Below are 25,322 nucleotides of genomic sequence, written 5' to 3'. Positions count from 1 at the left end.
GGTTTTTGTACTTTCGTAATTAATAAAAAAATAATACTACTAATTTACATATTTTAAAGATACCCAATTGTTTCTTTCAAGTTTTTTAACATAAATCAGTCCTTTTTCGGTACAAGAGGCATCTATAAATGGTATATCTTCATGATAGAAACCGCTTAAAAGTAGCGTTCCATTAGGGTTTAAACTGTCTATGTAACTCTGCATATCGTTCAACAAAATATTCCTATTGATGTTGGCTATAATCAAATCGTATTTTTTACCTTCTAATAAAGAGGCTTCCCCTTCATAAACGGTAATGTGTTTGCAGTTATTACGTGCTGCATTTTCTATAGAATTCAAGTAACACCAATTGTCAATATCAATAGCGTCAATTGGTTGCGCTCCTTTCATTTCGGCAAGAATTGCTAATATTGCGGTTCCACATCCCATATCGAGTGTTTTCATTCCGGTTACATCTATTTCTAATAAATGTTGAATCATCATGTGAGTGGTCTCATGGTGCCCTGTTCCAAAACTCATTTTTGGTTCAATTATAATATCAAATTCGGCATCTGTTTTTGGATGGAATGGTGCTCGTACATGACAGTTTCCGTCGACATCAATGGCTTCAAAATTCTTTTCCCATTCCTCATTCCAGTTGACTTGTTCGATTTCTTCAAATGTATAATCAATCGTAAATTCTTCGGATTGTAAAATATGGATATCCGCTAAGATGGTTTCATTCCATAAATCCTTTTGCACAAAAGCTGAAATCCCGGTTTCAGTTTCTGTAAAACTCTCAAAAGCTCTTTCTCCCAATTCCGCGATTAAGATTTCAGACCCCAATTCTTTAGGTTCAATAGTAAAATGGTACGCTATATAAATATTTGACATGCTTGTTTTTTTTGCAAAGGTAACAATCGCATATTAAAGAGTATTTGTAAATCAAATTTTATTTTACATTTGTACCCAAAACACAGTAGTACACCATGAAAAAAATAATTTTATTTTGGATCTTTGTAAGTTGCATTTCCAGCAATGCGCAGGTGAATATCAAGCAAAGCAAACAAGATAATGACTTAAGATTATCGGCGCTTCCGTACTATAGTTTTGGTAAAGGAATTGGAATCACTTCTCCGGATAGTTTATACCAATTGAATATTCGGTTCCGAATGCAAAATAGGGTGACTTATATTGAAAATGAAGATGAAAAAAGGGGATATGACGGGCAAATCCGAAGATTACGTTTGCGATTTGACGGATATGTGGGAAATCCAAAATTTTTATATGCAGTTCAATTGTCATTTGCTCCGGGCGATGTTGGTGAAATTAGAGAAGGTGAGAACATAAATATTATCAGAGATGCAGTTGTTTTTTACAGACCTAATAGACACTGGAATATCAGTTTTGGACAAACAAAATTACCAGGAAATCGCCAACGTGTGAATTCTTCAGGCGGATTACAGTTAACGGACCGATCGATTAACAATGCCAGATTTACAATTGACAGGGATTTTGGTTTTCAAGTTCACAATATGAATGAATTTCGGGATAAATTTTCCTATAATTTCAAAACAGCTATTTCAACAGGAGAAGGTCGAAATATCACGGGGAATACAGATGAAGGTGTTGCCTTAACAGGGAAGGTAGAGTTGTTACCGTTTGGGGCATTTTCAAGAGACGGAACCTATTTTGAAGGGGATATTGTAAGAGAAAAAAAGCCGAAATTAATGCTTTCGGGTGCTTTTCAGCAAAATAATCATGCCAAAAGAACCCAAGGTCAATTAGGAAATGATTTATTTGAAGCTCGCACTATGAAATCAGTGATGCTTGATGTTTTGATTAAATACAACGGATGGGCCGCTATGTCAAGTTATATGTCCAGAATTACTCCAAGAAATGCAGTTACAATAAATCCGGATGATATTTCACAATCTAATTTTGCTTACGTTGGTAACGGATTTGATCATCAATTGAGTTATAATTTGTTATCAAATTATGAGATTATCGGACGGTATTCTACTCAAAAAGTGGGCGAGGACATTAAGCTTTTAGCACCAAACACAAAACAGTATACCATTGGTTTGACGAAATATATTTGGGAACACACTTTTAAATTGCAAACGGAATTGACTTTTGATACCCTACATTATTTTGACGGTAATACAAAGAACAACTGGCACCTGCGTTTTCAGGTTGAAATAGGAATATAAAAAAAACGGTAAAATGAATCACCGCTTTTTTATGACGTTTAAAATTGAAATTTAGATAGCCTTTACAATTGCTACAAAATCATCAGCTTTTAGTGCGGCACCCCCAATGAGGCCTCCATCTACATCTGGTTTTGAGAAAATTTCTTTAGCATTATCCGGTTTCACGCTTCCTCCATATAGGATAGATACGTTTTCAGCAATATCGCTTCCAAAAGCTTTACGAACGGTTTCTCTTATAAATTCATGCATTTCCTGTGCTTGCTCCGGAGAAGCTGTTTCTCCTGTTCCTATTGCCCAAACTGGCTCATAGGCTAAAACGATACTGTCCCAGTCTTTAGCCTCAATATGAAATAAACCATCTCGCAATTGGTTTTCAACTACATTAAAATGATTTTTTGATTGGCGGTCTTTTAATTCTTCACCAAAACAAAAAATAACTCTTATGTCATGTTCCAAAGCCGTATTTACTTTATTCGCAATTAAAGCATCTGTTTCCTGAAAAATGGCTCTGCGTTCGGAGTGTCCTAAAATGACAATGTCTACACCTACACTTTTTAACATATCTGCCGAAATTTCACCCGTGAAAGCACCGCTTTCTGCTTGATGAACGTTTTGTGCAGCAACATCTATATTGGTAAATTCTAAATGATCTACAGCAGAAGCCAGGTTTACAAATGTTGGCGCTACAATTATTTGCACAGCAGTATCTGTAGGGATTTTCGCTATTAATTCATTTAATAAATCTTCTGTTTGCTCTGCATTTTTATGCATTTTCCAGTTTCCTGCAACAATCTTCTTTCTCATTTTGTCGTGTTATATTTAGTTTTTGGTTTCGTTTTTTTGAAGTTTTTCAAATGATAAGAACTGCATCTCAAATGGTGTTTGAATGCTTTATTTTAAATTTTCTAAAGTCTCGTTAATCGTGTCAAAATCAGTTTCAATAGCGCGGTATAAAGCAATTTTTCCGGTTTTGTCCACAATGATATATCTTGGAATCCAATCTAGGTCAATGGCTTTTGCAAATACACCTCCCATTTGGTCATTTGCCATGAAATGATCTCCTTTCAATTCGTGTTTTTCAATTCCAACTTTCCATTTATCGGCAGTTTTGTCCATTGAAATAAATAAATAAGCAACATCAGGATTGTTCGCTTGTAATTCTTTGATTTTTGGCATTGCTTTGACACAATCCCCACACCAAGAAGCCCAAACTTCAATTACTATGGTTTTGCCTTTGTGTTTTTTTAAAATATCCTGAAAAGCAACTTGACTTCCGTCAGTGGCTAGTAGAGTTTCAGACAAAGCCGTTTTAGAAAATTCAGTTTTTCCCTCTTTTGCGCAAGAAAAGGTTACAATAGATATTAGAAGTAATAGTATTTGTTTCATTATAGAGTTGTTTTTTAAACAAAGTTAAACAAACAATTGGATTGAGTTGTGCAGAATACCATATTTTGAAAGCGGAATTCAAAAATGCTTCAGCAATATCGTTATAGTTGATGAGATTTAGACAACATCAAACCTGTTGTTACTTTGGAAATGCTATTTCTTGTCAAAATACAGTGATTATCCCAGTCTTATTTTGGGATCTAAATATGCATATACAAAATCCATTGAATATAACTTCCTTCACCGAAATTATGTACTTCTTATAGGCTTCCGGGCATATTAAACTGCGTTTATTTTTGTAATACAAATCCAAAGAGCCTGGCAAATAGGATTGCACTGAAAAAGGAAGGAATGCTCATCCCTAAAGTACTGATTAAAGCAATTAGGCGATCGATCCAGGTATCTTTGTATAAGACAGAAATAATACCAAAAACAATTCCAAAAACAATAGCGATACCTATGGCAAATATGGCTAATACGGATGTGCTTGGCAATGTATGTCCAATAATTTGAGAAACTTTTTTTCCGCTTTTTTGAAAACTTTCTCTTAAATAGGGGGTTTTCAAAACCAATTCATTTGTACCAATTCCAAAAAGGGGTACCGCATTGTATTTTCCCTCGCTCAGAAAGTATAATCGGATTGGGTATCACTGTGCAAAGAAATAGGCAACAGGTCATTCAGATAATACAAGTATTGAGTAGCAATAGGTTTATCATAACCATATTTCTTTTTTACAATGGCCAGTTGTTCTGAATTTTCATTTTGATCCAGCATCATGCGTGCAGGATCCCCAGGCAAAACAGTAAACAAAAATAATATCACTGTAAACACTCCAAAAAGAGTAAGCAGTGCAGATCCAATTTTACTAAGAAAACATTTTAACATAAATGCTTTTAATGGGTAAAAATAATTAGCGGTTAAAGTTCTGCAATACCGTAAATCAGAACCGTCCTATTCTTATAATCTTAAGTCTTTGACGTCGTTATGATGAAGTTTTTGTGTGATTGTTCCTTTCTCGAGCAATACAATACTTGGATTGGCTCTTTCAATTGTTTTTAATGTGATGGCATCACAAAAATAAAAGTCAAATGTCAATCCATATTGTTTTTTTGCTGCAGCTATCTCTTCCGGTAAGGAAGATGTCATTCCAATTACCTTGTATCCTTTTGTTTTTGCATCTAAATACAGTTTTTCCATTTTGCCCATTCCCGCTTTATCGGCATTCACTAAATTATAGGCTACAATCAACATCAATTTTGGCTCTCGCAAGAACTGATCTTTATAATCCGAACCGTCTTTTTCCATCGTGAAGTCATGAATAGGAGGAACATATCCTTCTGTGATGACTTTGTCTTTTCGGTCTACAAATACGGCGCCTTCCGGAATCGACATTAGGTCTTTTTCGGTAAATTCTTTGTCTACACCATTCACTTTGTATATAAACACCATTTCTACCACTGATTTATCAGCGCCGTCAGGGATTTGCATTCCTTGTTGAATATTATTTCCTACCTTGAATGGTCTAAAATCTATTAATGGCAAATGGTTTAAAACGATAACGCCCATAAAGGCTGATAAAACGATACTGGCATAAATAATTATGTTTTGAACGGTAGTTCTAAATAAGGGTTGGATTAATTTTTTGTTAAAGAACAACACCAAAATAAAGAACAACAACACAATGTCTTTTGTAAACGATTGCCATGGTGTTAGTTTTAGCGCATCGCCAAAACAGCCACAATCTTTTACTACATTGAAATAAGCGGAATAAAAAGTTAGGAAGGTAAACATTACAATCAAAACCAATAAACTCCAAACCGTGACTTTAGTCTTGTATCCAATGAGTAACATAATCCCCAAAACCACTTCAAGAATTACTAAAAATAGGGAGATTCCCAGTGCAAACGGAACAAAAAAGGGCATGTTGAATACGGGTTCACTGAAATACTCCGCCAATTTATAAGAAAAACCAACAGGGTCATTCAGTTTGATTAATCCGGAGATTATGAATAGGATTCCCACGAAAATTCTAGAAAATTGAGTAATTATATTTTTCATATGAAGATAATATTTATGTTTTAATGGAATATGGTATCGCCATTCTGGATTACAGTTTGTGATTTTAAAACCTTGGCAATTTCATGTTTAGTTATTGCTTTTTATTATTTGTTTCCAAAACCCATTAGAATCAAGGCAAAAATCGAATAATTTATCATGTCCTGATAATTAGCATCGATTCCTTCAGAAACTAATGTTTTTCCTTTGTTGTCTTCAATTTGTTTGACACGAAGTAGTTTTTGCAAAATTAAATCTGTTAGTGAACTTACACGCATTTCGCGCCAAGCTTCCCCGTAATCATGATTTTTGTCTTCCATTAATTCCTTGGTTAGTTTGATTTTGGCATCGTATAATTTGGTTGCCTTTTCCACACTTAAATCAGGCTGATCTGCAACGCCTAATTCCAATTGAATCAACGCCATGAGAGCATAATTGATGATCCCAATGAATTCACCCGTTTCATCTTCATCAATTTTGCGGATTTCATTTTCTTGTAAACTTCGGATTCTTTGGGCCTTAATATAGATTTGATCCGTTAATGAAGGCAGTCTCAAAATGCGCCAAGCACATCCGTAATCTTTCATTTTGTTGATATACAGTGCCCGACAAGTCGCAATCACAGCATCATATTCCTTTGAAGTATTCTTCATTATTGGTGTATATTTGTATTCAAATTTTTTCAAAAATAAGAATAATTTTTTTGAATGCAGAATGAAGGGTAAATAATGTTGAAAGTAGTAGTTTTAAAACTAAAAAAGAATGACAATTAATTGTAAAGGAATACTCATTGATCTATCAACTCCCAAAGTAATGGGAATTTTGAATGTGACACCCAACTCTTTTTTTGATGGAGGAAAGTATAAGAATGAAACCGAAATCCTTTCTCATACTGAAAAAATGCTGCTTGATGGCGCAACTTTTATAGATGTAGGTACTTATTCGAGCAAACCAAATGCAGAATTCGTTTCGGAACAAGATGAAATTTCCAGAATTGTTCCTGTTATTGATTTGATTCTAAAGCAGTTTCCAGAAACAATAATCTCTATTGATACCTTTAGAAGCGAAGTAGCAAGAGCATCGATTGAAAGTGGTGCGGCTATCATCAATGATATTGCAGCCGGAAATCTAGACGACAAAATGCTGGAGATAATTGCAAAATACAATGTTCCGTATATTATGATGCACATGCGAGGCAATCCGCAAACGATGCAAACACTTACGGATTACGATGATATTGTAAAAGAAATGGTGTTCTATTTTTCTGAAAAAGTAGCTATGGCCAGAAGTTTTGGAATCAATGATTTAATTATTGATCCGGGCTTTGGCTTTGCCAAAACAATAGCACAAAATTATGAAGTTTTTCAAAAAATGGACTTGTTTAACATCTTGAAATTACCACTTCTTGTAGGAGTTTCCAGAAAATCCATGATTTATAAAACCCTAGATACTTCAATCGAAAATGCATTAAATGGAACTACAGTTTTAAATACTTTGGCATTGACCAAAGACGCAAAAATCCTTCGTGTTCACGATGTAAAAGAAGCTGTGGAATGCGTTACATTATTCAATAAAATCAATTTATAACGATGAAATATTTTATGTTGATTGTTCTTTTTACTCTTTTTTCCTGTGGAAATAAAGAAGCGGTTTTATTGCCAAAATCAAATATTTCAATTGTCAAAGTTGTAGAGGATCTTTCGCCAATCTATATTTTTTTTAGAACAAAAGGCTTGGATACGCTGGCTGAAGTAAACCGTAAAAACAGTATTATTTAGACCAATTGGATTCTCAATGTAGACAAACGTTAACCGTTACGACTTGCTATTCCGGATATTATGAGGTTGCAACAAAAGAAGCGCTAAGAAAAAGCACACAAGAATGAAAAGACCGAAAATTATTATTCTTATGCTAATACAATCGGAAAAAATTTAGTTTTTATACCTTTTACCAATGTGTTTTATAAATTGGAAAAACCAATTGGAACCATCATATTTTCAATAAGAATAATGAGATTTTAATTGAGAATCAAGTTTTCAAAAAAGAAAAGCTTCAAGATTTAATTAATACTGTTTTACCCAAAGACGTTGCAACTACTTTTTTATTTAGGTTTGATGAAAATTTAAGCTTTGGAAGTTATATACAAAACAAAATTTTTATTGAAAGTTTAAAAGTACAAATGAAAAGTAATCAAGAATTTATTTACTAAACTTTAAAAAAAGAACACTTCAAACGAAATAATTACTGATGATGATACGGTTCGTTTTTCAAGATCGTGAATCCACGATACAATTGTTCGATAAAGAACAACCGAACCATCTGATGCGAAAAAGTCATTAAAGACAACGATATTTTTCCTTGTGCTTTAGCATAAACCGTATCCGAAAACCCATAAGGACCGCCAATAACAAAAACTAAAGTCTTTACTCCGGAATTCATTTTCTTTTGTAATTCTTCTGAGAAGCCAACGCTGGAAAAATTTTTCCCGTTTTCATCCAACAAAATAAGTTGGTCCGTTGGTGTGATTTTTGCTAAAATTAATTCGCCTTCCTTCTCTTTTTGTTGACTTTCCGATAAGTTTTTTACGTTCTTGATATCAGGAATAATATCTAAATCGAATTTAATGTAAAAAGACAAACGCTTGGTGTAATCGTCGATCAAGGATTGTAGCGCTTTGTTATCAGTTTTACCGATAGCAATCAATTTGATGTTCATTTTTGTTAGATTTCAGAGATGCAAAGATAGAAAAATTAGCAGTTTTAAATTACATTCTCTTTAATGGAAATTAATAATCTGATTTTTAAATTTATAAAATTACGAAAGCTAAGATGCTATTTATTTTACCTCAATGCGATCAATTAGCAATTGAAATGACTCTTCTTTCTTATTGCCTATCAGGAAAGCATTTTCCTCTAATTTAGAACCGTCAATGATTAGGCTGATCTAATTTTCGTCCTCTGAAAGCTGGATACAACTGGGTGAATGGAATTTCAATTGTTTGCCAATCAGTGGTAGTTTGAAAAGGGAATACACACGAATGTGGGTCTGTACGATTTATCTTCACTCTAAATTGGTATTGTTTGCCGTCTCCTTTAATGTGGATGCAATATGTTTAGCAGGTTTTAGATACATTGGTTCAAAAACATATTTCACAGCACAAAATCCGCCATTGTTTTCTAATGAAACAGTACCTTCAAAGGTTCCCTTTCCATTTGAGTTCTAAATAAGATGTACTTTTGGATATTCCTCCCATCACAGCATCATTTACAATTTTCCAATTGCTTAGATCGCTATTTAAATTAAAATCAAAAATTAGTACAGGTGTCATTGTTGGTTGGTATTGTAACATCTTTTCGCTGAACAAATTACTATCACGCGGTAGGATTCAAAAACTAAAACGGGCCTAAACACTTGGGGATTTGCGCCCATTTTTTATTTTTGAGGAGCATTCAAATTCCTATTTAGGCAACGGAGCACCCACAGCAATATCACAGCGGTGATTGGTTTGTCCGTGTGGCGGATTCATTCCTTCAGCCGTAGGAGTTCCCTGGTCTTGCGTTGTTGCAGTTGAGACTGTATTAGCCTGAACAGGCGCGTTTTGTTGTGGCGTAGCAGAAGCATTTGTAGCAGCCGGGGAGTTCAAAGGAGCACCAACGGCTATATCACATCGGTGACCAGGTTGACCATGAGCTGGATTTGCGCCAGTGGCAACAGCAGTAGGATCCGTATTTTGTTGTTGCTGAGTGGTAGTTTGCGATTGGTTCTGCATTTGTCTGCCAACTTCAGTAAAAGGAACGATATTTGTCGGAGTAGTATTTTGTATGTCTACTTCCTTTTTACAAGAAATAAAAAGTAGTGACGATACAAAAAGCAGGCTAAAATAAGATTTCATAAAATAGTGATTTAGTTACTAAATCCAAATATAGGATTTTAAATAGTACTGCCCTAAATAAACAATTGATTTATGGGTTTAAATAGCTAGAGCGCCTAAAGTCAATGTGTAAAGCTGTAATTGCGTATGGTAACTGTGTTGTTTTCTACAATTAGATCTTTAATATGTCTAGTTTTTTCTTGATAAAATAGATTCATTTGTTTCTTTATCCAAAGAAGCCAACTCTCAAATTTTCAAATCCACAAAATATATGCTACTTTAGCATTCCATAAATTTTCTATAAAATGATTAGCGAAGCACAATTCAATAACGAGTTACAAATACTAATACAAAACGCCATTAGGGAGGATGTGGGCCCTGGAGATTATAGCTCTTTGGCTTGTATTCCGGCATCGGCCACAGGAAAAGCAAAATTATTGGTAAAAGAAGACGGTATTATTGCAGGCGTGGCTTTTGCCAAAATGATTTTTGAGTATGTAGACCCTAATTTACAAATAGAGACTTTTATTAAGGACGGAACTTCAGTAAAAAAGGGAGATGTTGTTTTTCATGTTTCGGGAAGTTCACAATCTATTTTAAAATCAGAACGTGTAGTTTTGAATTCAATGCAAAGAATGTCAGCTATAGCAACTAAAACCAAAGAATACGTTCGTTTAGTAACAGGGCTAAATACAAAAATTCTCGATACCCGCAAAACAACACCGGGATTCAGGGCCTGTGAGAAATGGGCAGTCAAAATTGGTGGCGGTGAAAACCACCGGTATGCTTTGTATGATATGATAATGCTCAAGGACAATCATAATGATTTTGCGGGCGGAATTACCTTGGCCATTGCCAAAACCAAAGCCTACCTCAAGGAAAATAATCTGGATCTTAAAATCATTGTCGAAGCCAGAAATTTAGCCGAAATAAAAGAAATTCTCGAAAGTGAAGGAATATCCCGGATTTTGATTGATAATTTTAATTATGAGGATACGATAAAAGCAGTAGCTTTGATTGGGGATAAATGCCGGACTGAATCTTCCGGAAATATAAATGAAAATACCATTCGCAAGTATGCAGAATGTGGAGTAGATTATATTTCGTCAGGTTCCTTGACGCATTCCGTTTACAACATGGATTTGAGTTTAAAAGCAATATGAGTAAAGAGATAGAGGTTAAGCTCGAAAAAATCCCGATAATTCGCAATCTGGTTCATGTGCTAAAAAAGATCAAGCTTCCTTGGCTAGAAGGCTTGTCCTTATACGATTTGTTAGAACTTTACGGACTTGGGATTGTGGAGAGTGCGGTAACCTATCATGCCAGTGCAATTGCATTTAGTTTTTTCATGGCCTTATTTCCTTTTGCGCTGTTCATCTTAAATCTTATTCCTTACATACCTATTGAAGGTTTTCAGAATGATTTTCTTCAATTTGTAAAGGATGGAGTTCCGCCCAATACCTATGATGCTATTTATAAAATCATCAATGATATTCTTAATAACAGCCATTCAGGATTAGTTTCCTATGGGTTTTTGCTCTCCATTTTATTAATGGCAAATGGATTAAATGGAATTCTGGGAGGTTTTGAATCTTCCAGACACGTCCTGATCAAACGAGGGTTTATCCGTCAGTATTTAGTCGCATTAGGAATGTCATTATTGCTGTCTTTACTTTTAATTGTAACGGTTGCAATAATTGTTGTTTTTGAGGTATTTATACAGAAAACAGTATTTAGCGATCAGCTGCAACTAATTATTTTAGGACGCTATGCATTCGTGATTTTGATGATTTTAGCTACTACTTCTATACTTTTTAAGTTTGGAACTAAGTATTATAAAAACAGAGCTTTTATCTCTATTGGCTCTGTATTTACAACAATATTGATTCTGCTGGATTCATACGGTTTTGGAATTTGGGTCACAAAATTTTCACAATACAATGAATTATATGGCTCAATAGGAACATTATTGGTTTTGATGTTTTATATTTGGATCAACTGCATGATATTACTGTTGGGTTTTGAATTGAATGCCACAGTAAATAAACTGAAAGCAAAAAAAATATAATTTTTAAACCAAAATAGTCTCAAAATCAAGGGTTATTTCCTGCTATTCGTTTCTTGCCATGACAGGATTTTCAAGGCTATCAGGGCTCTAAAAAGAAAAAGATGAAAAATACAATTACAATTCTGGTATTATTTATTTCGATGGCCTTTTATGGACAAACGCATAGCGTTATCGGAAAATGGAAAACCATTGATGACGAAACAGGCAAAGCCAAATCAATAGTCGAAATCTACGAACGTTCCGGTAAAATTTACGGAAAAATCGTTGACATATTAGATACCGAAAAGAAAAAAAGTGTATGTACAGCATGTTCCGGTGATGAAAAAAATAAGCCTATTATGGGGCTTGTGATTATCAAAGGCCTTACTAAAGATGGTAAAGAATACAATTCAGGAAAAATTTTGGATCCAACTACGGGGAAGCTCTACAAATGTTCTTTGGTTTTGAATGGTACTGATAAACTGAACGTTCGAGGATATATTGGTGTGGCCTTATTTGGAAGAACACAAACTTGGAACAGAGTAAAATAAGTGTGAAATTAGGAGTTATGGGTTCAAAGTAAAAATTCAACACATCACTCAAATTGATAACTCATAATTGATAATAAATGTATTTTGCAGAAGTAATTTTACCTCTTTCCTTAGCTAAAACATTCACGTATAGCGTTTCCGAAACGGAGTTTTTATACATCAAAAAAGGAATGCGGGTAGCTGTTCCTTTTGGGAAAAGTAAAATTTTTACGGCTTTAGTTATTGAAACTCATCAAAACAAACCAGAGTTGTATGATGCGAAGGAAATCCATCAAATTCTGGATGAAAAGCCCATCGTAACTGAAATCCAGATTGCACATTGGCAGTGGATCGCTTCCTATTATATGTGTGCCATTGGAGATGTGTATCGTGGTGCCATGCCAAGTGCTCTTTTGCTGGAAAGCGAAACCCTGATTTCTCAAAAAACGAATTTATTTGTGGATACCAATCTTCTTTCGGATGATGAGTTCCTGGTTTACGAAGCTTTGCAACAGCAGAATTCGCTAAAAATTCAAGATATTATTGCTATTTTAAACAAGAAAAATATCTTTCCTGTTATTCAAAAACTAGTTGATAAGAACATCTTGGTGCTTCAGGAAGAAATACAGGAAAGCTACAAACCTAAATTAGTTCGCTACGTGCGGCTGCACCCTAAATACGAATCCAATCAAGGCTTAAGCGAATTACTTGAGACGCTGAAAAATGCCAACAAACAAAAGGAAATCGTAATGCACTATTTTCAATTGAGCGCAACGCAAAAGTCCCAAGGCGAGGCTGAAAGGAACGGAGCTAAACCCATTACCGTAAAAAAATTAGTTGAGCAAGCTAATTCTTCTTCGGCAATTGTTAAAGCTTTAATCGAGAAAGAAATATTCGAAGATTATTTTTTGCAGGAAGACAGAGTACATTTCAACGGAAAAATTCGTGATGAAGAATTACAGTTGAGTCAGGCGCAACAAGCTGCTTTCGAAGAAATTAAAGATCGTTTTATTCTAAAAGAAGTCTGTTTATTACACGGAGTAACATCCAGTGGAAAAACGGAAATTTACATCAAACTCATCGAAGAATATTTGGCAACGGGAAAACAAATCCTGTATTTACTGCCTGAAATTGCCTTGACGACTCAATTAGTAGGTCGATTAAGAAGTTATTTTGGAAATAAAGTAGCGGTTTTTCATTCGAAATATAACAATAATGAACGGATTGAGGTGTGGAATCAAGTTTTGCAAAATTCTGAGAAAGCGCAAGTGGTAATTGGAGCGAGGTCCGCTTTGTTTTTGCCTTTTCATAATTTAGGGTTCATAATTGTAGATGAAGAACACGAGCAAACCTTCAAGCAGGCAGATCCGGCTCCGCGGTATCACGCCCGGGATGCGGCTATAGTTTTAGCACATTCGCACAAGGCAAAAGTGCTTTTGGGTTCGGCTACGCCAAGTATAGAAACGTATTTTAATGCCAAATCAGATAAATTTGGTCTGGTCGAAATTTCGGAACGTTTCGGGAATGTCAGGATGCCCAATATTGAATTGGTGGATTTGAAAGACAAATACTTTCGAAAAAAAATGACAGGACATTTTAGTGACGTTTTAATTGAAGAAATTACAAACGCGTTGTCTTTAGGAGAGCAAGTGATTTTGTTTCAAAACCGCAGAGGATATTCTCCTGTAATTGAATGTATCACTTGCGGTCATGTACCTCAATGCCAACAGTGCGACGTAAGTTTGACTTATCACAAGCATAAAAACCAGTTGCGTTGTCATTATTGTGGATACACCATGGCTAAACCTACACATTGTCACGAATGTTCTAGTGTTGATTTGACTACAAAAGGCTTTGGAACCGAACAAATTGAACAAGAATTACTGTCTATTTTTCCAAATTCAAAAATAGGGAGAATGGATCAGGATACGACCCGAGGAAAATTTGGTTTCGAAAAAATCATTGATAGTTTTAAGAACAGAGAAATGGACATATTAGTAGGAACCCAAATGCTGGCCAAAGGGTTGGATTTTGACAACGTGAGTTTAGTAGGAATAATGAATGCGGATAATATGTTATATCATCCTGATTTTAGAGCTTTTGAGAGAAGTTTTCAGATGATGACTCAAGTTGCCGGTAGAGCAGGACGTTCTCAAAAACAAGGGAAAGTGATCATACAAACCTACAATCCCAATCACAATACAATACAACAAGTGACTAAGAACGATTATTTTGGAATGTATAACGAACAATTGTATGACCGACAAATTTATAAATATCCACCGTATTTCAGGCTTATAAAACTAACGCTAAAACAACGTGATTTTGATAAGTTAAAGGAAGGTGCTATGTGGCTGTATCAAGTGATAAGTCAAAACTTAAATATGCCAGTATTGGGTCCGGAAGAACCAGCTATCAGCAGGATTAGAAACGAATACATTCGTATGATTATTATCAAAATACCTCAAAATGTGTCTATTGGGAACACAAAAAAAACGATTCAGAAAATGCTAAATAGTTTTGAGGCTGTTGCTCAGTTCAGAGCTATAAAAGTAACTTCAAATGTAGATTTTTATTGATAAATGGAAATTAAGAAAAGGAAAGGGCTCGTACTAAATCTTCTTTTTTGTGTCGGCTTAAAGGAATTTTTGTCATCCCAATTTCGGCATATTTGCTATTGAAGCGCTCTACTTTATCGATATTAATAATATAGGACTTATGAACTCTGATAAATTTATCTTTTGACAGATCATTTTCAAAAGATTTCATTGTAGAGAGTACCAGATTAGTGTCCTCTTCAGTAACGACTCTGACATAATCTCCAAAGGCTTCAATCCATTTTATTTTAGAAGTGAAAATTTTCAATTTTTTCAAATTACTTTTAATGAAAATATGCTCGCCTTCATTTTCTTTATTTTCTTTTTTAAGTAAATGAAAATCAATAGCTCTTTTTACAGAGGCGTTAAATCGATCAATTGCGATTGGTTTTTGAAGGTAGTCTGTTGCGTCATAATCAAACGCTTTCATGGCGTATTCTGCCTTGGAAGTAATGAAAATAATTTGGGGTTTTACTTTTAAGCCATCTAGAAAATCAAAACCACTGATGACAGGCATTTCTATGTCTAGAAATATTAAGTCTACATTGTGAATAGCCATGCAACTTTTTGCTTCTATAGCGTTAGAAAAATCCCCTATTAGGTGTAAATTTTGATTATTATTAACTAACTTTGCAATAATTATCCTCTGGATAGAACTATCATCAACTACAACACAGTTTAGTTTCATAAAATTTCAGTATTAGATATGGTTAAGTAAATTTACTACTTTTTTATTTAGAAATAAAAATAATATCATCGATTTTTTTAAATTTAGAGCAAAAAAACGAAATAAGGTTTGTGAGATAAGAAATATTGATTACTTTTGCACCCAAATAACAAATAAATATATATTTATGAATCATTATGAAACTGTTTTCATTTTAAATCCCGTTTTATCTGAAGTTCAGGTAAAGGAAACAGTAAGCAAATTTGAAGATTTTCTTACTAGTAGAGGAGCAGAAATGGTGTCGAAAGAAGACTGGGGCCTTAAAAAAATGGCGTACGAAATTCAAAACAAAAAAAGTGGTTTTTACCATTTATTCGAATTCAAAGTAGCAGGAGAAGTCCTTATTGCTTTTGAAACTGAATTTAGACGTGATGAAAGAGTAATGCGTTTCTTGACTGTAAGTCTTGACAAACACGCTATTTCTTGGGCTGAAAGAAGAAGAACTAAATTAAAATCTACAAAAGCTTAATTATCATGGCTACACTACAACAATCGGCTTCAGGAAAAAAAGACGGAGATATCAGATATCTTACGCCTTTAAATATAGAAACAAACAAAACTAAAAAGTATTGTCGTTTCAAAAAATCAGGTATCAAATATATTGATTATAAAGATGCTGATTTCTTATTGAAATTTGTTAATGAGCAAGGAAAAATACTTCCTCGTCGTTTAACAGGAACTTCATTGAAGTACCAAAGAAAAGTGTCTGTTGCTGTAAAAAGAGCACGTCACTTAGCATTAATGCCATATGTGGCTGATTTACTAAAATAATAAAAAATTAACAGTTGTTGGTTTTCTGAAATACGAAACCTAACTTCTATATAAAAGGACAACAACATGGAACTTATTTTAAGACAAGACGTTCAAAATTTAGGATTTAAAGATGATATCGTTTCTGTAAAAAACGGATACGGACGTAATTTTCTAATTCCACAAGGACACGCTCATTTAGCAACATCTTCTGCAAAGAAAGTATTAGCTGAAAACCTAAAACAAAGAGCTCATAAAGAAGCTAAAGTAGTTAATGATGCAAAAACATTGGCTGAAGCATTGAAAGCTATCGAAATTAAAATCTTTGCAAAAGCAGGTGGTGAAAAATTATTCGGTTCAATCACGAATATTGATATCGCTGAAGCTTTAGCTAAAGGTGGACAACAAATTGATAGAAAATTCATCACAAGCGGAATTGTTAAACGTACTGGTAAATATACTGCCAACGTTCGTTTGCATAGAGATGTAATAGTTGAATTGGATTATGAAATTGTTGCTGAAAAAGCATAAATTTGTTAACATATTGTTAATAAATTATTAAAATCACTCTTAGGAGTGATTTTTTTTTGTTTATTTTTGCACCCAAAATAACACATTTACACAAATGAAAAAAATCATTACTTTATTATTAATTTTATGTAGTTTCAGTGCTGTCATTGGGCAAACTACAACTTCTAGCATCAAAGGGATTGTGCGAGGTTCAGGCAATGAGACGCTTCCTGGAGCGACGGTTCAGGCAATACATATTCCAACAGGTTCTAAGTATTCTGCGTTATCTAATGCGGATGGAAGAATCAGTATGTTGAATATGAGAATTGGTGGTCCTTACAAAATTGTCGTATCCTATGTAGGGTATAGAAGTGAAGAATATAATGATGTTTACCTTGATTTAGGTAAAGTATTCAGTTTAGATGTTGTCTTGAAAGATGAAAGTCAGAAATTAGCGGAAGTAAAAGTAGTAGGTTCTAAAAATAGAGTTTTTCAAAGTGGAAGAACTGGTGCAGAAACCACTATCGGTAGAAGAGAATTATCAGCGCTGCCTTCAATTTCTAGATCAGCTGATGATTTTACCCGTTTAGAACCAACAGCAAGTGGAGGCTCTTTTGGAGGTAGAAACGATCAATACAATAGTTACTCGCTTAATGGTGCCGTTTTTAATAATCCTTTTGGTTTAGATGCAGCAACTCCGGGTGGACAAACTGGCTCTCAGCCTATTTCATTGGATGCAATCGAACAAATTCAAGTTGCCACTGCTCCTTATGATGTTACATTATCTGGTTTTACTGGAGCTTCTGTAAATGCAGTCACTAAATCAGGGTCAAATGAATTCCATGGTACTGCCTATAGTTTTTATAGAAATCAGGATATGACAGGTAATAAAATTAAAGGAGAAAAAATATTTGTGCCCTCATTAGAGCAAACACAAACCGGTTTTAGTCTTGGTGGTCCAATTGTTAAAAACAAATTGTTTTTCTTTACCAATTTTGAAATTGATAAAAGAAGCGATTCAGGATCAAATTTTGTTGCTAATGATGGAAATGGAACTACTGGAGTGAATGAATCCAGAGTATTAGAAACTGATTTAATGCATGTATCTACTGAGTTAGGAAAGCTAGGTTATAATACGGGAGCTTATCAAGGATTTACACATAATTCTAATTCAAGTAAAGGAATTGTAAAGTTGGATTGGAATATTAATGACAACCATAAACTAGCTGTTATTTATAATTTTTTAGATGCTTCAAAAGATAAGCCTGCACATCCTACCGCTATTATTCGTAGAGGAATTGATGTAAATACGTTACAATTTGAAAATTCAGGGTACCAAATTAACAACCAAATTAGCTCTTTTTTAGTAGAATTAAATTCTAAATTTAGTGAGACGGTTTCTAATAAATTACAAGCAGGTTATACTCATTTTAATGATTTTAGAAATCCTTTTTCTACTCCTGCGCCTGTAATTACAATTACTAAAGATGGTTCGCCTTACATTATAGCAGGTCATGAGCCTTTCTCTATCAATAATAAATTAGATCAAAAAGTAATTCAAATTACTGATAATTTAAATATTGTCAGAGGAAATCATACCTATACAGTAGGCTTCTCATTCGAAAAGTTCATTTTCAAAAATTCATTTAACCTAAAAGGGTATGGTTTTGATGTTTTTGGAAGTACAAATATGGCAGGTTTTGATGCGAATATTGCAAATGGTTATTACAGCACTGCAATAAAAAACGCACAAACAACTTTTGATACAAAAAATGCATTGAAAGACGGTGTTGATGGGGGTTGGAATTTAGCTGAAACGACAGTAGGACAATTAGCTTTTTACGTTCAGGATGAATGGAATATCAGTGATAATTTCAAATTAATCTATGGATTAAGAGCTGATAAACCATTGTATTTCAATACATCTGAATTAGCTCAAAAATTTATTGACACAGATAATTCAGAAGGATATTTGCCAAATATTGATTATTACAACCCAGCTGATGGAAGTATAAAGAATTTTGATTCAACTAAATTACCTAATAATAATTTACTTTGGTCGCCAAGAGTTGGCTTCAATTGGGATATTAATGGAGATAAAAAACAACAGTTACGCGGAGGTACTGGAATCTTTACCGGTAAGCTTCCTTTTGTATGGATTGGAAATCAAGTAGGTGGTATAGACCCATTTTTCTATCAAGTAGTAGACGAAGATTTTAAATTTCCACAGGTTTGGAGAACGAGTTTAGGATTTGATCACAAATTCGAAAATGATTATATTGTAACCATAGACATGTCTTATAATAAAGATTTAAATGGGGTTCATATACAAAATTGGGGATTAAAAAGACCAACAAGTCAATTGACAGGTGTTGATAATAGAGCAATATACGGTAGTGCGGATTATGGTACTTGGACAGATTATGGTTTTCCGGCGAGAACTAATGGATATGTATTGACGAATACCAATAAAGGAAGTGCATTCAACTCTTCTGTCAAAGTACAAAAGACTTTTGACAATGGATTGTTCGCAAGTTTAGCTTACAACTATTTGAAGTCACAGGATGTTAATTCTATTGAAGCAGAAATTACGGGTGATGCTTTTGCTTTTAATCCGGCTTTGGGGAATGTGAATGATGCGGTTTTATCTGATTCTAAGTATGGCGATACGCACCGTTTTATAGGCGTAGCTTCAAAAAAATGGAAGTACGGTACTAATGACAAATGGGCCACTACTGTATCGACTTTCTTTGAATACGCACAAGGAGGCCGTTTTAATTATACGTATGGTGGAGATATTAACAATGATGGGGCAACTGGAAATGATTTAATTTATATACCAACTTCAGCCGAAATAAGTACTATGCTATTTACAGGAGGAGTTAGTCAAGGTGCCGCATTTGATGCCTTTATCAAGCAGGATAACTATTTGAGTGATAGAAGAGGTCAGTACGCAGCGCGTTATGGTGCGCTGTCTCCATGGAGAGGAAAATGGGATTTTAAAATAATGCAAGATTATAATTTTAAAATTTCTTCAGCTTCTAATAAAACGAATACCATTCAATTTAGTATTGATGTACTGAACTTGGGTAATTTGATTAATTCGGATTGGGGATTGGTTCAAGTACCAACAAGTGTACAGCCAATTGGAGTATCTGTTGATAAAACTACAAAAATACCAACCTATACTTTTAACGGTACTCAAACCAAAACCTTCAACTATGATGCAAGTTTATTATCAAGATGGCAGGCACAGTTTGGAATTAGATATATTTTCTAAAAAAAGATAAAAATATAGATTAAATTTGCCCTCTCGTTTGAGAGGGCTTTTTTTGTTTTATAAATTCAAAAAACAGCTAAAAAACAAAAGTTAAATATTAAAACGCAATAATGAAATACTCAAGATTAACAAAAGAACAATTTGAGGAATTGAATCAGGAATTCAGTACTTTTTTAGCAACGCAGACTATCGATAAAGCCGAGTGGGATAAAATAAAAGCAGAAAAACCGGAAGTTGCCGAACAAGAATTAGATGTGTTTTCTGATTTGGTTTGGGAAGGAGTACTTTCAAAAGCAACCTACTTAGAACATTTTTCTAAAAATCATATTTTCCTTTTTCATTGTTTTGATACTCATGTGCAATCAATTGTCTTGAAATCTTTAGTTCCAGAAACTGATTTCTTGACCAAACAAGGATTGCAATGGCTTAGCGATAATATGTTTACGGATACTATTGAAATGAAAGTGGGTAAAAAAGAGTTTACAGAAGAACGAAATTCTTCAATTTTTGAATTAATACAGCAAGGTTCGTTTTTGAGTGATGGTCTATTGTACCAACAAATAAATACTATTATAGCATCGTAATTGTATTGCTATTTATTTTTAATTGGTTATTTTAGTACACTTTTTCAAAACTAAAATGGCCAATTTATTTTCTATGGATATTCAGAATACAATTCAAAAATTAAGGGAGGAATTAAATCAGCACAACTATAATTATTATGTGTTAGATAATGCAATAATTTCTGATTATGACTTTGATTTGAAATTAAAAAAACTACAAGAACTTGAAGGCCAGTATCCGGAATATTTTGATGAGAATTCACCTTCGCAACGAGTTGGGGGAACAATAACAAAAAACTTCCAAACCGTTCCGCATGAATATAGAATGTATTCTTTGGATAATTCCTATTCCAAAGAAGAATTAATCGATTGGGAAAAACGTGTTCAGAAGGTTTTAGGAGATGTTCCATTAGAATATACTTGTGAACTAAAATACGATGGAGCTTCTATCAGTATTACGTATGAAAACGGAAAATTAAAACGTGCTGTTACGCGTGGCGATGGTTTTCAAGGGGACGATGTGACTAATAATATTAAAACCATAAAATCAATTCCGCTTAAGTTGAAAGGAAATTTCCCTGCGACATTTGATATTCGCGGTGAAATCATTTTGCCCTTTGCCGGGTTCGATAAAATGAATCAGGAACTAATAGAAATTGGAGAAACTCCCTATTCAAATCCTCGAAATACGGCTTCAGGAAGTCTAAAATTGCAAGATAGTGCTGAAGTGGCAAAACGACCTTTGGATTGTTTGTTGTATTTTTTAATTGGCAATAATTTGCCTTTTAAATCGCAATTTGAAGGATTAGAAACGGCAAGAAATTGGGGTTTTAAAGCACCCAAAGAAGCAAAACTGGCTCGTAATCTAGAAGAAGTTTTTGAATTCATTAATCATTGGGACACTCATAGACATACTCTTCCTTATGAAACGGATGGCGTAGTAGTTAAAATAAATTCTTTTCATTATCAAGAGGAACTGGGTTTTACTGCTAAATCGCCTCGTTGGGCCATCGCTTATAAATTCAAATCAGAACAAGTTTCAACAAAATTAAATTCTATTTCGTATCAGGTAGGACGCACTGGTTCTATAACTCCCGTGGCTAACCTTGAACCCGTTCAATTAGCTGGAACCATTGTAAAAAGGGCTTCTTTACACAATGCAGATCAAATAGAAAAGCTAGATATTCGTGAAGGAGATACTGTTTTTGTAGAAAAAGGAGGAGAGATTATTCCCAAAATTATAGCAGTCGATTTAACAAAACGATCCGATGTCTCGGAGCCTACAAAATACATCACGCATTGTCCGGAATGCAATACAAAATTAGTGAGAAGTGAAGGTGAAGCCAATCATTATTGTCCAAATTTTTATGGTTGCCCACCGCAGATCATTGGAAGAATTCAGCATTTTATTTCTAGAAAAGCCATGGATATTGAAGGTCTTGGCGGAGAAACGATAGCTTTACTTTTTAATAATGGATTAGTGCATAATTATGCCGATTTGTATGAATTGACGGTAGATCAGATTTTACCATTGGAGCGAATGGCACAAAAATCAGCTGAAAATTTAGTGAATGGTGTTGCTAATTCGAAAAATATTCCTTTCGAACGCGTTTTGTTCGCACTTGGAATTCGCTTTGTAGGAGAAACAGTAGCGAAGAAATTGGCTAAACATTATAAAAACATTGATACCTTGGGTCAGGCGACTTTGATGGATTTGATTTTAGTGGATGAAATTGGAGACCGAATTGCACAAAGCGTAATTGATTTTTTCGAAAATCAAGAAAATAGAAGTATCATTGAGAGAATAAAAAAACATGGCGTACAATTTGAAATTTTTGAAAAAATAAATCCAAATGCCACGGATAAACTTTCAGGAAAGACTTTTGTAGTTTCAGGAGTTTTTGAGAAATTTTCCAGAGACGATTTGAAAAAAGCAATTGAAGATAATGGAGGCAAAATAGGGAATTCTATTTCAGCAAAAACGGATTATGTTGTAGCTGGAGACAATATGGGGCCTGCTAAATTAGATAAAGCCAATAAACTAAATGTCCCAATAATTTCAGAAGATGATTTTATCAATTTAATTCATAGTTCTACTGCAGAGACTGATTAAAAATATATTTTTTTGCCAGAATATTAATTGTCTGTTTTTTGATGTATTGTTTGAAATTCTTGTAAAGGTGTTTTTACATAGTAATGTTCTATGTTATTAAACAATTGGTCTTATTTATAGCACGCTAATCTGTTTTTATAAATTTGGAATTAATGCCCAAAGTTTAAATCCGGACTTAAAAATAAACAATGAATAGAATAACGGTTGGTTTTGTTCAAAAAATAATTGGTATAAAATGGTTTAATTTCATCGAAAAAATCGATTACAGTTACACTATGATCGATTTTCCTTCAAAAGCTTTTGCTTTATTGTTATCCAAATAAAAATCAATTCTACCCAGATTTATACCATAGCAACCTACCTGATTTACTAAAACTTCTTTGCCTACAAGATTTTTTATAACCGTTGGTTTGTCCAGAAAAGTATGGGTATGTCCACCAATAATCAAATCTATATCCTGAGTCAGCTCGGCCAATTTTAAATCAGATATTTTGGCAGGTTCGTCTCTGTATTTATACCCTAAATGAGACAAACAAATTATGATATCACATTGCTGTTCTTTCTTTAAAATCCGAACCATATCTTGAGCCGTTTCAATCGGATCATTGTACACCGTTTCCTTATACATTGCCTTGTCTACTAAGCCAGCAAGCTCTATCCCGAGTCCAAAAACACCTACTTTTATTCCGTTTTTGTTGAATATTTTATAGGGTTTTACAAAACCATCCATCACCGTGTTTTTAAAATCATAATTGGCAGATAGGAACTCAAATTTAGCGTGTGGCATTTGCGCATGCAAACCTTCTACACCATTGTCAAAATCATGATTCCCTATTGCAGAAGCGTCGTACTCCATCATGCTCATCAATTTGAATTCTAATTCACCTCCGTAATAATTAAAATAAGGGGTTCCCTGAAAAATATCGCCTGCATCCAGCAATAATACATTTGGATTTTCTTTCCGAATCGTTTCAATCAAAGCGGCTCTTCGGGCCACACCGCCCATATTAGCATTTCTGGGATGATCTGCTGGGAAAGGATCAATATAACTGTGTACATCATTGGTGTGTAAAATTGTTAGTTGTTTGGTTTTAGACCACTCAAAACTGCTCAAGGATACACCTAAACCTAATAAAGCTGATCCAGCAGCTGTTTTCTCAATAAATTCTCTTCTTTTCATTTTATATTTTTTTGGAGCTATTTCCCGCTTTTCGTTGCAATCTTTTTTATCGTTAAAAAACGATAAAAAAGGATTTTCACTTTAATCGGGGCTATGCTTTATGTTTTCAAAATTACTTTGGATTGTTTATTACCCTTTTTTATTCAACCGTAATCCGAACATCATTTATCACAGGAATAGTATCCACTTCTTTAAAATAATCAATCAGTATATTTCGTAGTTTGTACTCTAAATCAAATTTTTGAACTCCTTTTTTAAAGAAATTCATATTGTCACCACCATTTGATAAATAATCATTGGTTCCTACATAATAAATAGTTTCTTGCTGAACAGGGTTTCCTTGAACCAATATATTTTTTGGAAGATTGTTTTTGTCAATAGTAAAGGTTAATCCAGCTAATGGATGCGGTTTTTTTTCAGCAATAAAGTAGGAAACGATTTCAAGGATTTGTTCTCCTTTTAGCGCAATAACGACCAGACTGTTTTCAAAAGGCATAATTTCAAAAGCCGTTCGGGCGGTGACATTCCCTTTTGGAAGTATAGAGCGAATCCCTCCGCTATTCAGCAAACAAATGTCGATATTCTTTTTTTCTCTAGCTTGAAACACAACATTACCTCGTTTTAATGTGACATCGGCCATCAGATTACCAATTGTAGTTTGCCATTTTCCAGAACTCTTGTCTAATGTTTCCGGACAATACGCAAGGACACTATCTAAATCTTTATTGATGTGTTCCCGATACGGTTTGATGAAATTTTCAATTTGCAGGGCTTGTTTTCCTATGGGGTCTGTAGTAGAGACTTGATTTTCTTTTTCAGTGACAGGAATTCGTTTTCCTTCAATTTTAGTAACATAGTAATTTTGTTTGCTGCACGAAGCAACAAATAAAAATGTTAAGAATATAACAAAAAGTTTAGAAACGTCGTTATACTTTTTTAGATTTACCATTTTAAATGCAACTTAATTAATTAATTTTGTAATCAAGTAAAAGTACTATGTTTTTAAATTATATAAAGAATTTTTTTGTAAAAAAAACATTAAAAAACAGCTTTCAGAATTTAAAAAGTAATGGATCTGTGGCTGGTGTGCAAACAATTGGTTTAGTCGTTGATACTACTGGTTTTGCTGAGACTGAATTGCTGGTAAAGGAAATTTTATCCTATGGAATTTTGCCTGAAAATATCAAAATTATTGTTTATAACGATAAATTAAAACGAATTAGCGAAAAAAAATATCCTATATTTAGTGCTCGAGATCTCAATTGGAAAGGACAAATTGCATCCACGGAGGTTAATGCTTTTAGCAATGAAAAATCCGATTTATTAATAAGCTATTACGATATAGAAAAAGCAATTTTATTGCAAGTTACCCATAATTCAAAAGCACAATTCAAGGTTGGTTTTTCATCCATAGACCAAAGATTAAATCATTTCATGATTAAAACAGAGGTTAATAGTTACCGTATTTTTTCAAGTGAGTTATTCAAATATTTAAAATTATTAAACAAAATATAAAATAA

24 protein-coding genes and 2 pseudogenes are annotated in these 25,322 nt (G+C 33.9%); 14 read left to right on the top strand and 12 right to left on the bottom strand.

Annotated elements, in window-relative coordinates; all coding sequences use genetic code 11:
- Positions 1–39 precede the first annotated feature (39 nt).
- Entirely contained in the window at positions 40–873 is an 834-nt protein-coding gene (gene prmA, locus EKL98_RS11155) for a 50S ribosomal protein L11 methyltransferase (RefSeq protein ID WP_126462968.1), read from the bottom strand.
- 95 nt (positions 874–968) lie between these two features.
- On the opposite strand from prmA, the gene EKL98_RS11150 reads away from it, so the two are divergent.
- A complete protein-coding gene (locus tag EKL98_RS11150; RefSeq protein ID WP_126562428.1) occupies positions 969–2,192 on the top strand; it encodes a porin in 1,224 nt (407 codons plus the stop codon).
- 51 nt (positions 2,193–2,243) lie between these two features.
- Here EKL98_RS11150 and tpiA read toward each other — a convergent pair whose 3' ends face one another.
- The 5 genes and pseudogenes from tpiA to EKL98_RS11125 all read right to left on the bottom strand — a co-directional run bounded on the left by tpiA (position 2,244) and on the right by EKL98_RS11125 (position 6,287).
- On the bottom strand, positions 2,244–2,996 hold the full coding sequence (gene tpiA, locus EKL98_RS11145) for a triose-phosphate isomerase (protein WP_126462964.1): 753 nt from the start codon (positions 2,994–2,996) through the stop codon (positions 2,244–2,246).
- Between the two features lie 87 nt (positions 2,997–3,083).
- Positions 3,084–3,578, bottom strand: a complete 495-nt coding sequence (locus tag EKL98_RS11140) for a TlpA family protein disulfide reductase (RefSeq protein WP_126562426.1) — start codon at positions 3,576–3,578, stop codon at positions 3,084–3,086.
- Between the two features lie 263 nt (positions 3,579–3,841).
- A pseudogene (locus EKL98_RS11135) lies at positions 3,842–4,464 on the bottom strand (ABC transporter permease); the annotation flags it as partial.
- Positions 4,465–4,536: 72 nt separating this feature from the next.
- On the bottom strand, positions 4,537–5,637 hold the full coding sequence (locus EKL98_RS11130) for a BT_3928 family protein (RefSeq protein WP_126562423.1): 1,101 nt from the start codon (positions 5,635–5,637) through the stop codon (positions 4,537–4,539).
- Positions 5,638–5,741: 104 nt separating this feature from the next.
- Entirely contained in the window at positions 5,742–6,287 is a 546-nt protein-coding gene (locus EKL98_RS11125; protein WP_126562421.1) for a DUF1599 domain-containing protein, read from the bottom strand.
- Positions 6,288–6,396: 109 nt separating this feature from the next.
- Here EKL98_RS11125 and folP point away from each other — a divergent pair, with 109 nt between their 5' ends.
- The gene (gene folP / locus EKL98_RS11120; protein ID WP_126562418.1) at positions 6,397–7,221 is read left to right on the top strand and encodes a dihydropteroate synthase; all 825 of its coding nucleotides are present in this window, start codon (positions 6,397–6,399) and stop codon (positions 7,219–7,221) included.
- Between the two features lie 2 nt (positions 7,222–7,223).
- A complete protein-coding gene (locus EKL98_RS18075) occupies positions 7,224–7,412 on the top strand; it encodes a hypothetical protein (protein ID WP_233589320.1) in 189 nt (62 codons plus the stop codon).
- A gap of 463 nt (positions 7,413–7,875) precedes the next feature.
- Here the strand turns inward: EKL98_RS18075 and rlmH are convergent, their stop codons facing one another.
- The 3 genes and pseudogenes from rlmH to EKL98_RS11100 all read right to left on the bottom strand — a co-directional run bounded on the left by rlmH (position 7,876) and on the right by EKL98_RS11100 (position 9,526).
- Complete coding sequence (gene rlmH, locus EKL98_RS11110) at positions 7,876–8,349, bottom strand: 23S rRNA (pseudouridine(1915)-N(3))-methyltransferase RlmH (RefSeq protein ID WP_126462955.1); 474 nt, start codon at positions 8,347–8,349, stop codon at positions 7,876–7,878.
- Between the two features lie 211 nt (positions 8,350–8,560).
- Positions 8,561–8,887, bottom strand: a pseudogene (locus EKL98_RS18575) (CIA30 family protein).
- 204 nt (positions 8,888–9,091) lie between these two features.
- The gene (locus EKL98_RS11100) at positions 9,092–9,526 is read right to left on the bottom strand and encodes a hypothetical protein (protein WP_126553613.1); all 435 of its coding nucleotides are present in this window, start codon (positions 9,524–9,526) and stop codon (positions 9,092–9,094) included.
- A gap of 284 nt (positions 9,527–9,810) precedes the next feature.
- On the opposite strand from EKL98_RS11100, the gene nadC reads away from it, so the two are divergent.
- The 4 genes from nadC (at position 9,811) to priA (ending at position 14,661) form a co-directional block, all read left to right on the top strand.
- Positions 9,811–10,668, top strand: coding sequence for a carboxylating nicotinate-nucleotide diphosphorylase (nadC, locus tag EKL98_RS11095; RefSeq protein ID WP_126562415.1), 858 nt, complete (start codon positions 9,811–9,813; stop codon positions 10,666–10,668).
- Entirely contained in the window at positions 10,665–11,573 is a 909-nt protein-coding gene (locus EKL98_RS11090; RefSeq protein ID WP_126462949.1) for a YihY/virulence factor BrkB family protein, read from the top strand. Before nadC ends, EKL98_RS11090 begins: the two co-directional genes overlap by 4 nt.
- Positions 11,574–11,674: 101 nt before the next feature.
- Positions 11,675–12,103 carry a DUF2147 domain-containing protein gene (locus EKL98_RS11085; protein ID WP_126553617.1) on the top strand — a complete coding sequence of 143 codons (429 nt, stop codon included), beginning with the start codon at positions 11,675–11,677 and terminating at the stop codon, positions 12,101–12,103.
- A gap of 77 nt (positions 12,104–12,180) precedes the next feature.
- Positions 12,181–14,661, top strand: a complete 2,481-nt coding sequence (priA, locus tag EKL98_RS11080) for a replication restart helicase PriA (RefSeq protein WP_126562413.1) — start codon at positions 12,181–12,183, stop codon at positions 14,659–14,661.
- 10 nt (positions 14,662–14,671) lie between these two features.
- On the opposite strand, the gene EKL98_RS11075 is transcribed toward priA, so the two are convergent.
- Positions 14,672–15,367, bottom strand: coding sequence for a LytR/AlgR family response regulator transcription factor (locus EKL98_RS11075; RefSeq protein ID WP_126553621.1), 696 nt, complete (start codon positions 15,365–15,367; stop codon positions 14,672–14,674).
- A 166-nt stretch (positions 15,368–15,533) separates the two neighbouring features.
- On the opposite strand from EKL98_RS11075, the gene rpsF reads away from it, so the two are divergent.
- From rpsF to ligA, 6 genes are all read left to right on the top strand, one after another.
- Positions 15,534–15,875 (top strand): 30S ribosomal protein S6, encoded by a 342-nt coding sequence (rpsF, locus tag EKL98_RS11070; RefSeq protein WP_035671622.1) that lies wholly within the window; start codon positions 15,534–15,536, stop codon positions 15,873–15,875.
- A 5-nt stretch (positions 15,876–15,880) separates the two neighbouring features.
- On the top strand, positions 15,881–16,177 hold the full coding sequence (gene rpsR / locus EKL98_RS11065; protein WP_007138295.1) for a 30S ribosomal protein S18: 297 nt from the start codon (positions 15,881–15,883) through the stop codon (positions 16,175–16,177).
- Positions 16,178–16,243: 66 nt separating this feature from the next.
- Positions 16,244–16,687 carry a 50S ribosomal protein L9 gene (rplI, locus tag EKL98_RS11060; protein WP_126462941.1) on the top strand — a complete coding sequence of 148 codons (444 nt, stop codon included), beginning with the start codon at positions 16,244–16,246 and terminating at the stop codon, positions 16,685–16,687.
- Between the two features lie 94 nt (positions 16,688–16,781).
- Complete coding sequence (locus EKL98_RS11055) at positions 16,782–19,946, top strand: TonB-dependent receptor (RefSeq protein ID WP_126562410.1); 3,165 nt, start codon at positions 16,782–16,784, stop codon at positions 19,944–19,946.
- A gap of 110 nt (positions 19,947–20,056) precedes the next feature.
- Positions 20,057–20,530, top strand: a complete 474-nt coding sequence (locus EKL98_RS11050) for a DUF6495 family protein (RefSeq protein WP_126452452.1) — start codon at positions 20,057–20,059, stop codon at positions 20,528–20,530.
- A gap of 73 nt (positions 20,531–20,603) precedes the next feature.
- A complete protein-coding gene (ligA, locus tag EKL98_RS11045) occupies positions 20,604–22,622 on the top strand; it encodes an NAD-dependent DNA ligase LigA (RefSeq protein WP_126562461.1) in 2,019 nt (672 codons plus the stop codon).
- A 268-nt stretch (positions 22,623–22,890) separates the two neighbouring features.
- Here ligA and EKL98_RS11040 read toward each other — a convergent pair whose 3' ends face one another.
- Both EKL98_RS11040 and EKL98_RS11035 read right to left on the bottom strand, forming a co-directional pair.
- A complete protein-coding gene (locus tag EKL98_RS11040; RefSeq protein WP_126462937.1) occupies positions 22,891–23,802 on the bottom strand; it encodes a bifunctional metallophosphatase/5'-nucleotidase in 912 nt (303 codons plus the stop codon).
- A gap of 139 nt (positions 23,803–23,941) precedes the next feature.
- Entirely contained in the window at positions 23,942–24,751 is an 810-nt protein-coding gene (locus tag EKL98_RS11035; protein WP_126462935.1) for a 5'-nucleotidase C-terminal domain-containing protein, read from the bottom strand.
- 47 nt (positions 24,752–24,798) lie between these two features.
- Here EKL98_RS11035 and EKL98_RS11030 point away from each other — a divergent pair, with 47 nt between their 5' ends.
- Entirely contained in the window at positions 24,799–25,317 is a 519-nt protein-coding gene (locus EKL98_RS11030; protein WP_126562408.1) for a DUF6913 domain-containing protein, read from the top strand.
- Positions 25,318–25,322 lie beyond the last annotated feature (5 nt).

The organism is Flavobacterium bomense, from assembly GCF_003970355.1.
Note: the sequence above shows the minus strand (reverse complement) of the source record. Positions and strands in the feature narration are given on the sequence as shown.